This is a genomic window from Anaerotignum lactatifermentans (assembly GCF_016902535.1).
GTDB classification, from domain to species: domain Bacteria; phylum Bacillota; class Clostridia; order Lachnospirales; family Anaerotignaceae; genus Anaerotignum; species Anaerotignum lactatifermentans_A.
In genome coordinates, this window is the sequence record NZ_JACSNY010000002.1 from 132,506 (window position 1) to 147,888 (window position 15,383).

The following is a 15,383-nucleotide window of genomic DNA, read 5'->3' on the forward strand; positions in this document are numbered from 1 at the left end:
GTACGCATGATATTTTATATTACGGCCATAGCCAACGGTTTTTTAAATACGATCAATAATATGGTAAATGTAAAGGCGGGAGAATGTCTTGGGCCTACCAACGGCGCCCTGATCAATTACGTGGAGGCAACAATACTGTCTTTTCTGCTGATCTTTGTTTCCGGCAACGGCGCGGAACTGGATTTTTCGCATATGGCGCAGGTGCCTGTGCTGTTCTATACAGGCAGCGTCTGCGGTCTGGTAGCAATGATCTTTTTGATTATCGGTACCAGCCGTACCGGCGCTATGGTTTCCACTATCTTAACACTGCTGGGTCAGCTGGGCATGGCGGTGGCACTGGACTATGTCTTTTTTGGAATTTTCAGCATTAAGCGGATTATTGGCATATTTTTGATCGTTGCGGGAATCGCATGGCGCGAACAGGTGAAAATGCGGGAACGCAGAAAACTGGTGAAGGAGGAGAGCATTTGAAGATCTTGAATTTTGGTTCTATGAATTTAGACTATGTGTATCGCGTGGATACCTTTATACAGCCGGGAGAGACAAAATCCTCCCAGTCATTGATGGTTAACTGCGGCGGCAAGGGATTGAATCAGTCCATAGCGGCGGCAAAAGCCGGCAATGAGGTATATCACTGCGGCATTGTGGGAAACGGCGGCGAAATGCTGGAAAAACAGCTGAAAGAAAATGGCGTAAATACCTCGCTTTTGGACCATTCCTCACAGCAGTGCGGCCATGCTATCATTCAGGTAGATGATAAGGGGCAGAACTGTATTCTTCTGTATGGCGGTACGAATCAGCTTTTGACAGAGGAATATATTGACCGTTCTTTGGATGCTTTTGGGCATGAGGGGTTGGTACTGCTCCAGAATGAGACCAATCTGGTGGGACACATTATTGCGGAGGCCAATAAGAGGGGACTGAAAACAGCGCTGAACGCGGCGCCTATGGATGAAGGTGTAGCGTCTTATCCCCTGGATCTGCTGGACTGGCTGATTGTAAACGAAGTAGAAGGAAAACAGATCGCCGGATGTACTTCCGATGACGATATTATTCCGGTGCTGAGGGAGAAATATCCTTCCTGCAGTGTGTTGCTGACACTGGGCAGCCGCGGGGCACGCTGCTTTACGGAAGGCAGGGAGTACCGCATTGGATGTTTTGATGTAGATGTGGTGGATACTACGGCGGCAGGAGATACCTTCAGCGGATATTTCCTTTATGGCGTACTGAATGGAAAATCCATTCCTCAGGCGCTGCTGCTGGCAACAACGGCCAGCGCCATTGCCATAGGCAAATCCGGGGCCTCCGATTCTGTGCCCTATTTGGCACAGGTAGAAGAAGCAATAGAAAAACAGATATTTGGTACGTTGGATGTAGAGGTTTTGGAATAAGGAGGGGAAGGCATTGAAAAAGGTGTTATTTATTGACTGCTGTATCCGCAGAGAGGATTCTCGTACGAAAAAACTGGCGGATCATGTGTTTCACCGCCTGCGGGAAAGAAGTGATTGCCAGGTGGAAGAACTTTGCCTGATGGATGAGAATCTGACGTATTTTAGTGACGGATTTTTCCAGCAGAGAGAACGTCTTCTGGCCCAGAAGAATTACGATCATCCGCGGTTCCGTTATGCTAACCAGTTTTCTGAAGCGGATAAAATTATTATTGCGGCGCCCTTTTGGGATCTGAGCTTTCCGGCGTTGTTAAAGGTATATATTGAAAATCTCTGTGTGGAAGGCATTACCTTTGGCTGTGACGAAACGGGAATGTTTGGCACGTGCAAGGCGGACCATATGATTTTCCTGACTACCAGAGGTGCAATATATCCCAAGGGAGATCCTATGGAAATGGGCTCTCCTTATCTGGAAGCAATGAGTAGATTCTTTGGCATTGATCGTTATGACTGTGTAGCGGCAGATGGTCTGGATCTGGGAATCCGTCCTGTCAATGAGATCATGCGGGAAGCCATGGAAGAAGCGGACAGAGTCCTGGATGAACTGTAAGAAAAGAGGAACGAAAATGAGCGATATGATGAAAGCGGTTGTATATAAAGGGCATGGACAGGTGGCATTGGAAGACAGACCGGTGCCGGTAATTCAGGAAGAACGGGATGCTATTGTTCGTGTGACCCGGTCTACCATTTGTTCCAGTGATCTGCATATTAAACACGGAACAGTCCCCAGAGCGAAAGAAAATGTGATTTTGGGCCATGAGTTTGTGGGGGAAGTGGTAGAGGTTGGGTCTGCCGTAAAGAAATTTCGGGCAGGTGACCGAGTATCTGTCAATGTAGAGACTTTCTGCGGAGACTGTTTTTTCTGCAAGAGAGGCTATGTGAACAACTGTGTAGAAGGCGGATGGGAACTGGGCTGCCGCATTGACGGATGTCAGGCGGAGTATGTGCGTGTGCCCATCGCAGACCAGGGAATGACAAAAATTCCCGATGACGTCAGCGATGAAGCGGCGTTATTTAACGGGGATATTTTGGCTACCGGTTACTGGGCTGCCTCTATTGGCGAGATCAAGCCGGCGGATACTGTTGTGGTATTGGGCGCAGGCCCCACAGGGTTATGCACTATGATGAGTATTTGTCTGTACAGTCCCGCTCAGGTGATTGTGGTAGATGTCAGCGAAGAAAGAATGGCGTTGGCAAAAGAGCAGGGACTGGCGGATGTCTGTCTGAATCCTCTGCATACAGATGTGGAAGCGGAGATTCTGCGGCTGACGGAAGGCCGCGGCGCTGATCGTGTTTTTGAAGTGGCTGGCGGTGAGGACACTTTCCAGATGGCCTGGAAGGTAGCAAGACCCAATGCCATTGTTGTTCTGGTAGCTCTTTACGCTAAGGAACAGGCTTTGCCTCTGCATCTGATGTACGGGAAAAACCTGACCTTTAAAACAGGCGGTGTGGACGCCAACTGTTGTGAGGATATTATGAAAATGATCCAGTGCGGCAAAATAGACACCAGCTGTTTGATTACCCATCGTGCGCCTTTAAATGATGTTATGGAAGGGTATCGTGTATTTGAAAATAAGCTGGATGGATGTATCAAATGGGTGATTACCCCCTATGAAAGACGATAAGAAGATTAGAAAACAAAGGTTTTTCAAAATAGAAAAGACAGACGGTTCTCTCGGGCGTCTTTATAAGAAAACAAAAAAAGCCGGAATCTTTTGTATTGATAAAGATTCTGGCTTTTTTATTGTTATTGAGACTTTATTCTGAAGATAGCCCGCTGCAATAGACTTTCAAAAATCAAACAGGGAAAGACAAGTGCTTTTTAAGGAGAAGTTATTTTTCGGACTTTCTCCTTCTTTTTTCAAAACGCCGCTGAAATTCCTTGATCCTGCTTTCTTCGGAAAAGCCAATAGGTTTTTTATAAATAGAGATCCAGGACACGTTCCGCCAGATTTTTATCGCTGTTGGCACGAATAGAAAGAAGCAGAACCAGCATCAAAGATTTCATATTGTCCTCATAGCGGCTCAGGATCTCCCGCTCAAAAAGACTTCCTTCAGAACGGCCTTCAGAAGACGCCTTTAAATGAGCCAGATTGATTTTCTGTAGCTCCACAAATCCGCCATATACTTTTTCCGTCTGCCGTTCCATCAGTTCCGGTGTGGGGCAGCAGAGAATAGGCTGGAATAAAATACCGATATCTCGAATGGATAAAACGGATTTCAAATGGAAAATCATAATTAAAAGCATTAAATGCATCCGCCCATATTTCTTTTTTACCGGCGGTGGGAAAATTTTCGCTTTCGTATAATTGTTAATCATTGTTTTAGTCAGGATCTTGCCATCCGGTGTACGCTTGTATTCGGATAAAACCTGATCCATAAACGTTGTTACCTGATCCATATATAGTTCAATGGAAGGAATCTCATCGATTTCTACCACGTGGACCGTATTGATTTTTTTCTTGACAGACTCCAGTATTTCTTCAAAAGTCCCCATTTTTTCACCTCCAGAATGTATTTGTTCTATTATATAGTAATTAAAACTACATTTCAAGAAATCATAGAAAAAAACGTTGCATATTTCATCCGTGGATGGTAATATTATATCATGATAATATGTAGTATTAAAAACTATATAAAGAGGTGTTATTATGTCGATAAAAGGTTTTAAAATCAAGGACCCTGGAAGCGCAGGGACACATTTTTTTGGATTTCTTGCAGTCATTCCTGTATTTATCATATTGATGGAATTATCCAGAAGATATGCCACAGCATGGCACAGCGCAGGCTTTTTTGTATTTGGATTATCACTGCTTTTACTGTATGGCGCCAGCACCATTTATCATACACTGGTGCTGTCCCCTGAAAAAACAAAGGTTTTGCGCCGGATAGATCATATGATGATTTTTGTGTTGATTGCCGGGACTTATACACCCATCTGTCTGGTTTCTCTCCACGGGATTTGGGGGTGGACTCTGCTGGGGCTGATCTGGGCATTTGCGCTGTTTGGCATCGGCATGAAAATTTTTTGGATGAACGCTCCCAGATGGCTGTCTACACTGATTTATGTTGTCATGGGCTGGTTGGCGGTAATCGCTTTTGTACCGTTGGAAAGAGCCGTATCCTGGGGCGGCATTGGGATGCTGTTGGCCGGGGGATTGGCCTATACGATTGGTGCAGTAATCTATGCTCTGAAAAAGCCGAACATCACCTGGAAATATTTCGGCTTTCATGAGATTTTTCATGTGTTCGTTTTGGTAGGCAGTTCTCTTCATATTGCGTTTATGTTTCAGTATGTGCTTTAATCAGAGGCAGTATTCTAGGGAATACTGCTTTTAAATTACCATAATTTAATTATGTAAATCAATTCGTTTTTTGTATGCATTATGCATAAAGTAAAAAAAGAGATTACTGCAATTTGTATACAAAATAGAGGGCAAAATCAGTATGGTTTCCGAGAAAACGGGCTTTTTTTCACTTCAAAACCAAAAAAGTTCCCAAAATCACTTGATTTATTTTGGTAAATATGGTATAAATGGTTTCGTATAAAGACATTGATAAGGAGTAGTACATTTGGACTCTGTTCCAGAGAGCTGTCGGTTGGTGCGAGACAGTAAAGGAGAAAAAATGGAACTGGCCTTTGAGTTTAGCGCTGAAAGATTTTCCAGTAGGCGTCTACGGGTGCCGCCGTTATCAGGCGCAAGAGTGTGCTTTTCTGCGGAAGAGCAAACTAGAGTGGTAACACGGAGCATCCCTTCGTCTCTAATGAGATGAAGGGGTTTTTTTTGGCACTGTATACAGTGCGTAGTTTACAAAAGGAGGAGCGCAAAAATGAATAATCGTTATGATTTCAGAGAAATCGAAAAGAAATGGCGTGCGGAATGGGAAAAGAATCCCATCAACAAAGAGGATGATGTAAAACCCAAGTTTTACTGCCTGGATATGTTCCCTTATCCTTCCGGCACAGGCCTGCATGTAGGCCACTGGAGAGGCTATGTACTTAGTGACGTAGTCAGCAGATATAAAGTCCTGCAGGGTTTCCAGGTGCTGCATCCCATGGGTTGGGACGCATTCGGTCTGCCTGCAGAGAACTTCGCTATCAAGAACAATATCCACCCCAGCATCGCAACAGCCAACAATATTGCAAACGTAAAAAGACAGCTGCATGAGATCAGTGCGATCTATGACTGGGATAGAGAAGTAGATACCACAGATCCCAACTACTATAAATGGACACAGTGGATCTTTGTTCAGATGTTCAAACACGGTCTGGCTTATGAAAAGGAAATGCCTTTGAACTGGTGCCCCAGCTGTAAGTGCGTACTGGCAAATGAAGAAGCAACAAATGGTACCTGTGAACGCTGCGGTTCTACAGTAACAAAGAAGAACCTGCGTCAGTGGATGCTAAAGATTACTGCTTATGCTGACAGACTGCTGGAAGATCTGAAGAAACTGGATTGGTCCGAAAAAGTTAAGAAGATGCAGTCCGACTGGATCGGCAAGAGCTATGGTGCAGAAGTAGATTTTAAAGTAGTGGGCAGCGATATGAAGATCACTGTTTATACCACAAGACCTGATACGCTCCACGGCTGCACATTTATGGTACTGGCTCCTGAATACAAGGATATTGCAGCTCTGACAACACCGGATTGCAAGGAACAGGTTGAAAAATACTGCTTCGAGGCATCCACAAAGTCTTCCGTTGATCGTATGACAAACAAAGAAAAAACCGGTGTATTCACAGGCTCTTATTGCGTAAACCCTGTCAATGGCAAAGAGATCCCTATTTGGGTTGCTGACTATGTACTGGCTGATTACGGTACCGGCGCCGTAATGTGCGTACCTGCACACGATGACCGTGACTTTGAGTTTGCGACAAAATTCCATCTGCCTATCGTACAGGTAATTCTGCCGGAAGGCGAAGAAGAAAAAGAATTGACAGAAGCGTATACCGGCGATGGTATCATCATCAACTCCGGCGACTGGAATGGTATGAAGGCTTTTGAAGCAAAAGAAAAAGTACCTCATATTATGGAAGAAAAAGGTCTGGGCAGAAAGACTGTAAACTATAAGCTGCGTGACTGGGTATTCTCCAGACAGAGATACTGGGGCGAACCTATCCCTATTGTTCATTGTGAGCACTGTGGTGCGGTTGCTGTTCCCGAAGACCAGCTGCCTGTACTGCTGCCGCAGGTAGAATCCTATAAACCCACAGATACCGGTGAATCTCCTCTGGCACATATCGACGAGTGGGTAAATACAACCTGCCCGAAATGTGGCGGCCCTGCAAAGAGAGAAACAAACACCATGCCTCAGTGGGCTGGTTCTTCCTGGTACTTCCTGCGTTATGTAGATAACCACAACGATCAGGAATTGGCAAGCATGGAAAAACTGAAAAAATGGGCACCTGTAGATCTGTATGTAGGCGGTATCGAACATGCCGTACTGCATCTGCTGTATGCTCGTTTCTATACCAAGTTCCTGTATGATATCGGTGCGGTTCCTTTTGATGAACCTTTCCAGAAGCTGTTCAACCAGGGTATGATTACAAAGAACGGCGGCAAAATGAGTAAGTCTCTGGGGAATGTTGTTTCTCCTGACGATCTGGTAGAGAAATACGGTTGCGACTCTCTGCGTATGTATGAACTGTTCGTAGGTCCCCCTGAAATGGACTGTGACTGGGATGACAGCGGTATCGACGGTGTATTCCGTTTCCTGAACAGAGTTTGGAAACTGGTTTACAACAACAAGGATCTGAATGTCGCTCCCAGCAAAGATATGGAATATGTTCGGAATAAACTGATCTGTGATATTACCACACGTCTGGAAGCATTGACGATGAATACCGTAGTCAGCGGTTTTATGGAACATACTAATAAAATTATTGAACTGAGCAAGAAAGACGGCGGTGTAGACAGAGATACTTTGGAAACACTGGTTATCCTGCTGGCTCCTTTTGCTCCTCATATTGCGGAAGAACTGTGGAGAGAATTGGGTCATACCACTTCTGTATTTGAAGCAGGCTGGCCGAAAGCGGATGAGAGCAAACTGGTACAGGATACCATCGAAATTGCATTGCAGGTAAGCGGTAAATTCAGAGATACCATGAAGATTGCTGCTGATGCAGATAAAGATGCGGTTCTGGCGCAGGCAAAAGAAGTTCTGGCTTCTCGTCTGGAAGGCAAAACCATTGTAAAAGAGATCTATGTACCTGGTAAAATCGTAAACATCATTGCGAAATAATAGAGCCGTGATGTCAGGATGACAGAAGTTGATCTAATATAGATAGAAATGACGCAGATTGTAGAGTATGATCTGCGTCATTTTTATGGAAATGGAATGAAAGACATCCAAAAATATGGTATTCTTTAGGATGAACTATGTTTTTCAGAAAAAACAGATATCTGAGTGTTTGAAGAATGAGAGAGAATTTCTCTGTTTGAAAACATCGGATTGGTTACAGGTAAAAAAGCAGAGATTATATACAAAAGAATGTGTCCATTGACTGGATGAAAGGAGGACGAGAGTATGACAGAGCTGTATATGATTTCCAGCAGCCCCTTAAAAGACGAACATGTTTTTCAAAGAGTATTAGGCCGTCTTCCCGTAGAAGAACAGGAAAAAACGGCACAATTTAAAAGCAGACAGCGGCAGAGGGTTTATGTTTGTTCCCGTCTTCTTCTCCAGCAGAAATTAAAAGATCGTGGTTATCAGTTGTCCGACTGTGTTTCCGGACAATACGGAAAACTTTATTTAAAAGGTTGTCGCGATTTTTATTTCAATTTGTCTCATTCTGGAGATATGATTCTGTTAGGACTGTCTGATTGTGAGATTGGTGTGGATCTAGAGCAAGTCAGAAAAGAGATTCCCAAAAGACTGGACAGAATTCTATCATCGGATGAACTGACGTTTTTACACAGCCAGCCTGAAGAAGAGCAAAAAGCTGTTTTCTTTCGCTTGTGGACGATGAAGGAAGCTGCGGTAAAACAAAAAGGGCAGAGGATCTTTGACCAGGCAAACCAGCTGGATATGGTTTCTGAAGGGACATTCATAACAAAGAGGGAGGACTGTTTTATCCAGACCTTATTTCTGGGAGAATGGGTTGCGTCCGTGTGTTTCCGGGAAAAAGAAATATGCTGTTTACAGGTGAAGGACATAAATATTAACAAATTATTAAATATTTAAACTTTTTCTTTCAATACGTCGAAAAATCAGGTATAATATTTCTTGCGAAAAGAAGTAATCTTAGGAAAAAAAGGACATGATGCTATGATTAAACATAAAAAAATAGGATGCTTGATATTGAGCGCTGTTCTTCTTTTGAGTGCGGCGCCTTTAAGCAGTGCCAGTGGTGCGACGATTTCCGAATTGGAGGCAAAGCGGAAAGCTTTATCTGCAGAAACGGACAAAGCAATGCAGGCCATTGAAGATCTGGAATCCAAACAGCTTTCTGTAGAAGAAGAAATTGCGACGATGGACCAGGCGATGAACAGTATTCAGGCGGAATTAGACGCGGCTCAGGCGGATCTGGATACCATCACAGCTGCTTTGGAGCAGAGCCAGAAAGATCTGGAGGAAGCAACGCAAAAGCGTGACGATCAGTTCGATCTGCTGGGCAAACGAATGAAGTATTTGCAGCAGAAAGGCTCCTCCGGTTATCTTGAGATTTTGCTGGAGGCGGAAAGCTTTCAGGATTTGTTCCTGAGAATGGAATATGTTAATGACATTATGTCTTATGACAGAGAGATCCTGGATGAACTGCAGGAAATTCAGGCGACCATCGAGGAAAAAACAAAACAGATTGAAGAAGAGCAGGCTGCACAGCAGGAAGTCGTGGACCTGTATAATGAAAAAGTAGCAAGCATGCAGACTGTGCTGGACGAAAAGAAAGCGTTGGTAGCTTCTTACGAGGCCGATATGGACAAATATGAGCAGTTGATTGCGGCAAATAAGAAAGCCGACCAGGAAGTTTTAAATGAAATCGCGAAACAGCAGGGTAGTTCAACAGTTTATTATACCGGAAACGGAACTTTGGGATGGCCGGTTCCGTCCAGAGCGGCTTCTTCTTCCAGTCTGAGTAGTGGCTTTGTACAGAGAACAAACCCTGTTACAGGCAAGTGGGAGTCTCACAGTGGTTATGATATTCCTGCTTCTTATGGTGCGGATATTGTGGCTGCGGAATCTGGATTGGTAACTTATGCGGGCTGGATGAACGGATACGGATATACAGTTATGATTAGTCATGGCGGCGGCTTGACAACACTGTATGGTCATAATTCTTCCCTGGTAGTTTCCAAAGGACAGACTGTGACAAGAGGACAGACTATTGCGAAATGCGGTAGTACCGGTATGTCCACAGGTAATCATTGTCATTTCTCTGTACTGGTAAACGGCAGCTATGTAAATCCTCAGTCTTACTTGGGCGTTGCAAATGTAGGCTACTAAGCAATATAGACCCGGTGTTTCTTTAACGGAATACACCGGGTTTTTTATTGAGAATATTTTATTTACCATAATTAAATTATGTAAACTCTTATCGCATGATATATCTTAGAAAGGAAATGACAGATGGATTTAAAGGATTTTATCAAACGAATGGAAACTGGCAAGAAAATATGTGCTGGATCGGAAACGCATCTTTTTATGCATGATTTAGCGCAGGAGGCTTTACGTCTCACAGCGGAGCTGAACAATACTTATCATACACCGGAAGAAATTATTGCTATTTTTTCTAAACTGACAGGAAAAGAAGTACCGGAGACTTTTCGGATTTTTCCGCCGTTTTATACAGATTGCGGAAAAAACATTACCATTGGGGAAAATGTTTTTATTAACAGTGGCTGTCGTTTTCAGGATCAAGGCGGAATTTATATCGGTGACGGCGCATTGATTGGACACAATGTTGTTTTTGCAACATTAAATCATAATCCTGACCCGGAGCACAGAGGAGATATGTTTCCAGGAGCAATTCGATTAGGCAAAGATGTCTGGATTGGCGCAAATGCGACGATTCTGTCTGGTGTGACTATTGGGAATGGTGCCATTGTCGCAGCGGGGGCGGTTGTGACAAAGGATGTACCGTCTTACAGCGTTGTTGCAGGTGTACCGGCTAAGGTCATAAAATCTGTCAGAGAGTAATCAGATGTATAGAAGAAAAAATGTAACGGTGTAAATCTCAACAAATTGCTTAGATTCATCTATACGGGCAGGTTAAAAGTATAGAATGGTTCAGAAGCATCTTTAAAATATTGCCGGAATCCTTATTATATTAAGAGATCCCGGCAATTCTTATTTTGTTTGAATGTATTTATGGAAGACCGATGGTAAGTATTTTCTGTTAGAGTAAATTCGCAAAAGTTACGTTTTGCGAATAATTATAAATCGATGTTTTGCTCCCCTGTTTTTATTCCAAACAGCTTTTTAAGTTGCAGTATCATATGATTATCAAAATCTGCATTTTGCTATAGCACCTTGTTCTGTTTGAGATTGTTTTAGAAAAAAAGAAACCAGCAGTTTTTATTCTGCCGGTTTCTTTTTTCCGCATCTTTTTTAAGAATCCGTAATTACTTACGAATTAAATTTTCTACGGAGTCAAAATAGTCCTTTTGTGCATTTAAAATTTCTTCGCCGCCAATGGTACATATATTTTCGGAATTTGCGATCATTTTTAGCAGATCTTCGTATTGCCGGATTTCAGCCGCTGACGTATTCAGGATCTCCATACGTTCCTGTTGCCGCATTTCCTCTGTAATGCCCGCAAAATACAGCGCTGTACCGTAATCCAGCAGTTCTCCGTTTGTTTTGGGCTGATCGAAGCGGTTGATGGTTCCAATGATATATTTTGTCATTTCCCGTTCATCTGCCTGAAAATCTTTAATCTTGTCGGACAAATTTCCATAAACATCATATGTTTTGCGAAGATTTGGATCGCGGTAGGAATAAAAATATACGCCCCCGTTTCTTTGGAAATTACAGCCGCAGCCATAGGCACCGCCCTGTACCCGAATCTGGTTCCAAAGATATTCAAGCGTTATAATGGTTTTCAGCACCTGCATATTGCCGTGGTACGGAATATTTCCCATCGCCAGATCCCATGTTTTGATATTATATTGTACCTTAGACGAGATTCGGAAACCTTCTTTCCGTTCTTTTGGCTGAAAATGGACTGTGGTTCGCTCCATGTTTCCCTCCGGAAGATATTTTTTCAGGTCTGCAAACCAGTGAGCATATTCTGCAAAATCCGATTTGCTGCATCCCACAGTACCTTGCACTTGATCTCTAACAAGGATTTTTTTCGCGATAGCCTTTAGACCTGCCACAACAGCTGAAGGATTTTCCAGAAGGCTTTTCTCTGTATTGCAGAGGAAGTGGTAATATGAAATGCCGGAGGTTTGTTCCTTTGTCGCGGCACCGGCAGAAACAGCGGCTCTGCTGCGGAAAATGGCGGTGGAATGGGCTTGATTCTGGAAGTACATTTCCCCTTTCAATTTAGCAGACTTTACTATTTTTAAAAGGCTTTCCACATTGGTATAATCTGTTTCAGTCAGGATTTCCTTCAAAAAAGTAAAACCTTCTTCCAGATCTTCTTTCAGGATTTTAAAGTTAATGGTTAAAAATGGAAGATAATCCCTGTTGTTTCTGCTGTATATGTCGTTTGACATGGAAAAGCCGCCGAAAATACGGTCTGTTTTTGCTGATAGCTCTGCAAAAGCAGTTTTCTTTGTATCCAGTTTACCTAGTACTTCTGCCAGAAGACCGGCATAGAAAAGTTGCTCCTGAGGAACCTCCGTGGGAAAGAGGATTTGTCCATAGAATATTCCCTGGCTTTCCATGGAGATATGCAGTACTTTGCTACCGGAAACGATAGTTTCTTTTCTTGGTACTGGCATGGGTTTTTTATCAATATCTTCCCTCTGCAATATAGGGATCTGTGCCAAAAGCTCTGGTGTGTCTTCCGCGTTTTGGAATTCAGCTAAGGAGTTGTCGTCCTCCTTCAGAATGGATTTTTGAGCTTCTGTCATAGATGACAGGCGGTCTTCCACTTTCTTGCGCAGCGCAGCGTCTTCCTGTTCCTGTTTTCCCCACTCCGGAAGGAAGCAAAGCTTTGTTTTTTCCGGATTACACAGGAATTTTTCCTGAATGAAGGCGGAAAGATATCCCTTCTGTATTTCTTCTTTTAAGGAAAGGAATGTGGTTAATACTTTAAGACAGGAAAGAGGATTTTCTCCGTGGAGCCAGCTTTTCATCTGGCGGGTATGATAGATCAGACCTTTCGGCCGACTGCCATAGTCCTCTTCCCGCAGCAGGAATTCCATTTTTTTCAGACTGCTGTGAAGCAGTTCTTTCCCAAAGCCGTTTTTGGCAGCGTGGGAAAGGACTTCCTCAACGATGTTGCAGAAGTGTTCAAAGTCCTCCTTTTTGCCGTTTTTCCCGATAATGCTGTATACAGTTTCATAGGTAGAGGAATCGAAATAGCCTTCTGCTTCTTCACAGATACCAGCATCGCGCAGCGCGTTTTTTAAGGGAGAGGCATTGGTCTCCAGAAGTAAATAGCCTAAGATTTGCATGGTGAGATTTTCTCTCGTGTCTGTGCAGTGACCGATTTTAAAATTGTAGGCAAAGTATCCCTTGTCATCTGTCTCATTTTCCGCGGGGAATGTTTCATAGATGACTTCATTCTTCAGCGGAACTTTTGTATCTTTGATTATAGGAAGTTGTTGAGATTTTTCATAGTGTGTGAGATAAGCCTGATCCAGGTGCTCCAGGCAGCGCATGATCTCCATGTCACCGTAGAGATAAAGGTATGCGTTGGAAGGATGATACCATTCTCTGTGGTAATTGAGAAAATCCGTATAGGTCAGATCAATAATGGCGGACGGTTCTCCGCCGGATTCGAAGCCATACGTCGTTTTGCCGAAAATACTTCTGGAAATGGCGCCTGCCAGCCTGCTTTCCGGATCGGATAACGCTCCTTTCATTTCATTAAACACAACGCCGGTGGCAGTACGCTTTCCCTCCTGCTCTGCCAATCTCCAGCCTTCCTGGAGGAAAATTCCTTTTTTATGGTAGATATTTGGATGAAAGACCGCATCCAGATAAACATCCATCATATTGCGAAAATCTTTTTCGTTGCAGCTGGCGATGGGATACATGGTTTTATCCGGATAAGTCATGGCATTCAAAAAGGTGTTTAAGGACCCTTTTGCCAGTTCATTAAAGGGATCTTTTGCACCATATTTTTCGGAACCGCAGAGAACACAGTGTTCCAGGATATGGGCAACGCCAGTATCATCTCTGGGCGGTGTTTTAAAGGTAATAGAAAATACTTTATTATTATCTTTGGAAGCAAGATAGCAAAGTCTTGCGCCGCTTTTTATATGGGTAAATAAATAGCCTTCCGCATGGATCTCTTCCAGAGGCATGGTCTGCTCCAGCAGAAAACCGTGATATGTTTTCCCGAGTTCAAATTTTTTCATTGGTATAACCTCCTTTGCTTGTTATAGTGTATCATAGATTTCGAGAAAATTCCCTTAAAGGTTAAATTTTTTTAGAAAAGTACTTGACAAAAGACATGGTCTAATTTATAATCATTATCAAGTAAAAGTAATTTACATTATATTTTTAATATTAGTAAAATCAAGGAGGATAAGATTATGAAAAAATTTGTTTGTTCCGTTTGTGGTTATGTACATGTAGGTGATTCCGCACCCGCAGAATGTCCTGTTTGCCATGTTGGCGCTGATAAATTCGTTGAACAGAAAGACGGAGAAATGGAATGGGCTGCTGAACACGTTGTAGGCGTTGCACAGGGTTCCAGCGAAGACATCATGGCTGACCTGAGAGCAAACTTCGAAGGCGAATGCACAGAAGTTGGTATGTATCTGGCTATGGCTAGAGTTGCACATAGAGAAGGTTATCCCGAAGTTGGTCTGTACTATGAAAAGGCTGCTTGGGAAGAAGCTGAACATGCCGCAAAATTCGCAGAACTGCTGGGTGAAGTTGTAACAGATTCCACAAAGAAAAACCTGGAACTGCGTATTGATGCTGAAAACGGCGCAACAGCTGGTAAGACAGATCTGGCTAAACGTGCAAAAGCTGCTAACCTGGATGCAATCCATGACACAGTACATGAAATGGCTCGTGACGAAGCTAGACACGGTAAAGCATTCCTGGGTCTGTACAACAGATATTTCAAATAATGCACTCCCCTCTTCTATGGGAAAACAATAATACATAAGAAATAACAATCGCTGGAATTCTGATATATGAATTCCAGCGATTTTATTTTTGCATGAAATATAAAGAAATCTTTTTTATCTTTGTCTTTTCCTGAAAAATCAGGAACATGATCTTTTTTAGAAATCTTCTGTAAAAAGAATTTTTATGAAATGGAATCATTCTATACTGATTTCCAGATCTGTTCCGGAAAGAAGGATATTTGTCGTACATTTTTTTCCCAGGGTAATGACTTCATATTCTCCCGAGGTCAGAGGAATGCTTGTTTGTGCAACGGGAAGTTCTGATTGAAAGAGAATGTCGTCCTCATTATTAAGAACCAAAACTTTTCCCTCCCCTTTTTCCAGTGTACCGGAAAGAAGCAGTGAGGTATCATACTGAGCGGTTATCTTTGCTGTCTGGGAATTTCCGTAGAGCTTTTTATGTTTGCAGGAGGCAGAAACGAGACCGCTGTCCTGGGTGGTTGTATTGACACGAATTCCTTCCAGATTCTCATTTTTATACTGAGATAATATGGTCTCCACAGGAAGAGCATATTGCGTTTCCAAAAGTGCAATCTCTTTCTGCCGATTCCACATTCCAAAAAGAATCAGAATTAAAGAAATAAAAGCGAAAATTCTGCGTAGATGAACCATTTCTTTCCTCCTCTGCTTTGCGGTTTTTTTTTGAAAGAGCTGCCCTTTTTAAAGGGCAGTTGTC

At 43.0% G+C, this 15,383-nt stretch carries 14 protein-coding genes and 1 other annotated feature; of the genes, 11 read left to right on the forward strand and 3 right to left on the reverse strand.

Annotated elements, in window-relative coordinates; translation table 11 throughout:
- Positions 1-6: 6 nt before the first annotated feature.
- From H9X84_RS02045 to H9X84_RS02065, 5 genes are read left to right on the forward strand one after another with little or no spacing between them, the layout of a single operon-like run.
- Positions 7-471, forward strand: a complete 465-nt coding sequence (locus H9X84_RS02045) for a DMT family transporter (RefSeq protein ID WP_205132658.1) — start codon at positions 7-9, stop codon at positions 469-471.
- Positions 468-1,391 (forward strand): ribokinase, encoded by a 924-nt coding sequence (locus H9X84_RS02050; RefSeq protein ID WP_205132659.1) that lies wholly within the window; start codon positions 468-470, stop codon positions 1,389-1,391. Before H9X84_RS02045 ends, H9X84_RS02050 begins: the two co-directional genes overlap by 4 nt.
- Before the next feature lie 22 nt (positions 1,392-1,413).
- Positions 1,414-1,998, forward strand: a complete 585-nt coding sequence (locus H9X84_RS02055; RefSeq protein ID WP_330612243.1) for an NAD(P)H-dependent oxidoreductase — start codon at positions 1,414-1,416, stop codon at positions 1,996-1,998.
- Positions 1,999-2,026: 28 nt separating this feature from the next.
- Complete coding sequence (locus H9X84_RS02060) at positions 2,027-3,073, forward strand: alcohol dehydrogenase (protein ID WP_205132826.1); 1,047 nt, start codon at positions 2,027-2,029, stop codon at positions 3,071-3,073.
- Positions 3,060-3,215: a hypothetical protein gene (locus H9X84_RS02065; RefSeq protein ID WP_205132661.1), complete on the forward strand. Its 156-nt coding sequence runs from the start codon at positions 3,060-3,062 to the stop codon at positions 3,213-3,215. The genes H9X84_RS02060 and H9X84_RS02065 overlap by 14 nt, the downstream gene beginning before the upstream one ends.
- A gap of 151 nt (positions 3,216-3,366) precedes the next feature.
- Here the strand turns inward: H9X84_RS02065 and H9X84_RS02070 are convergent, their stop codons facing one another.
- A complete protein-coding gene (locus H9X84_RS02070) occupies positions 3,367-3,945 on the reverse strand; it encodes a DUF1836 domain-containing protein (RefSeq protein WP_205132662.1) in 579 nt (192 codons plus the stop codon).
- Positions 3,946-4,099: 154 nt separating this feature from the next.
- Here H9X84_RS02070 and trhA point away from each other — a divergent pair, with 154 nt between their 5' ends.
- The 5 genes from trhA to H9X84_RS02095 all read left to right on the forward strand — a co-directional run bounded on the left by trhA (position 4,100) and on the right by H9X84_RS02095 (position 10,586).
- Positions 4,100-4,753, forward strand: a complete 654-nt coding sequence (trhA, locus tag H9X84_RS02075) for a PAQR family membrane homeostasis protein TrhA (RefSeq protein ID WP_205132663.1) — start codon at positions 4,100-4,102, stop codon at positions 4,751-4,753.
- Positions 4,754-4,993: 240 nt separating this feature from the next.
- Positions 4,994-5,215: a binding site (T-box leader), on the forward strand.
- Positions 5,216-5,279: 64 nt separating this feature from the next.
- The gene (leuS, locus tag H9X84_RS02080; protein ID WP_205132664.1) at positions 5,280-7,691 is read left to right on the forward strand and encodes a leucine--tRNA ligase; all 2,412 of its coding nucleotides are present in this window, start codon (positions 5,280-5,282) and stop codon (positions 7,689-7,691) included.
- A 285-nt stretch (positions 7,692-7,976) separates the two neighbouring features.
- Positions 7,977-8,633: a 4'-phosphopantetheinyl transferase family protein gene (locus tag H9X84_RS02085; protein ID WP_205132665.1), complete on the forward strand. Its 657-nt coding sequence runs from the start codon at positions 7,977-7,979 to the stop codon at positions 8,631-8,633.
- Positions 8,634-8,717: 84 nt separating this feature from the next.
- Entirely contained in the window at positions 8,718-9,893 is a 1,176-nt protein-coding gene (locus H9X84_RS02090) for a murein hydrolase activator EnvC family protein (RefSeq protein ID WP_205142727.1), read from the forward strand.
- 123 nt (positions 9,894-10,016) lie between these two features.
- Positions 10,017-10,586 carry a sugar O-acetyltransferase gene (locus tag H9X84_RS02095; RefSeq protein ID WP_205132667.1) on the forward strand — a complete coding sequence of 190 codons (570 nt, stop codon included), beginning with the start codon at positions 10,017-10,019 and terminating at the stop codon, positions 10,584-10,586.
- A gap of 425 nt (positions 10,587-11,011) precedes the next feature.
- On the opposite strand, the gene H9X84_RS02100 is transcribed toward H9X84_RS02095, so the two are convergent.
- A complete protein-coding gene (locus H9X84_RS02100) occupies positions 11,012-13,924 on the reverse strand; it encodes an insulinase family protein (protein ID WP_205132668.1) in 2,913 nt (970 codons plus the stop codon).
- Positions 13,925-14,101: 177 nt separating this feature from the next.
- Here H9X84_RS02100 and H9X84_RS02105 point away from each other — a divergent pair, with 177 nt between their 5' ends.
- Positions 14,102-14,647 carry an NADH peroxidase gene (locus H9X84_RS02105; RefSeq protein ID WP_205132669.1) on the forward strand — a complete coding sequence of 182 codons (546 nt, stop codon included), beginning with the start codon at positions 14,102-14,104 and terminating at the stop codon, positions 14,645-14,647.
- Positions 14,648-14,842: 195 nt separating this feature from the next.
- Here the strand turns inward: H9X84_RS02105 and H9X84_RS02110 are convergent, their stop codons facing one another.
- On the reverse strand, positions 14,843-15,319 hold the full coding sequence (locus tag H9X84_RS02110; protein WP_205132670.1) for a hypothetical protein: 477 nt from the start codon (positions 15,317-15,319) through the stop codon (positions 14,843-14,845).
- Positions 15,320-15,383 lie beyond the last annotated feature (64 nt).

Excerpts from the sequence above, each read along its gene's own strand:
- H9X84_RS02045 (WP_205132658.1), top strand. The coding sequence starts at position 7 with ATGATATTTTATATTACGGCCATAGCCAACGGTTTTTTAAATACGATC.
- H9X84_RS02060 (WP_205132826.1), top strand. The coding sequence starts at position 2,027 with ATGAAAGCGGTTGTATATAAAGGGCATGGACAGGTGGCATTGGAAGAC.
- H9X84_RS02065 (WP_205132661.1), top strand. The coding sequence starts at position 3,060 with ATGAAAGACGATAAGAAGATTAGAAAACAAAGGTTTTTCAAAATAGAA.
- H9X84_RS02070 (WP_205132662.1), bottom strand. The coding sequence starts at position 3,945 with ATGGGGACTTTTGAAGAAATACTGGAGTCTGTCAAGAAAAAAATCAAT.
- trhA (WP_205132663.1), top strand. The coding sequence starts at position 4,100 with ATGTCGATAAAAGGTTTTAAAATCAAGGACCCTGGAAGCGCAGGGACA.
- leuS (WP_205132664.1), top strand. The coding sequence starts at position 5,280 with ATGAATAATCGTTATGATTTCAGAGAAATCGAAAAGAAATGGCGTGCG.
- H9X84_RS02085 (WP_205132665.1), top strand. The coding sequence starts at position 7,977 with ATGACAGAGCTGTATATGATTTCCAGCAGCCCCTTAAAAGACGAACAT.
- H9X84_RS02090 (WP_205142727.1), top strand. The coding sequence starts at position 8,718 with ATGATTAAACATAAAAAAATAGGATGCTTGATATTGAGCGCTGTTCTT.
- H9X84_RS02095 (WP_205132667.1), top strand. The coding sequence starts at position 10,017 with ATGGATTTAAAGGATTTTATCAAACGAATGGAAACTGGCAAGAAAATA.
- H9X84_RS02100 (WP_205132668.1), bottom strand. The coding sequence starts at position 13,924 with ATGAAAAAATTTGAACTCGGGAAAACATATCACGGTTTTCTGCTGGAG.
- H9X84_RS02105 (WP_205132669.1), top strand. The coding sequence starts at position 14,102 with ATGAAAAAATTTGTTTGTTCCGTTTGTGGTTATGTACATGTAGGTGAT.
- H9X84_RS02110 (WP_205132670.1), bottom strand. The coding sequence starts at position 15,319 with ATGGTTCATCTACGCAGAATTTTCGCTTTTATTTCTTTAATTCTGATT.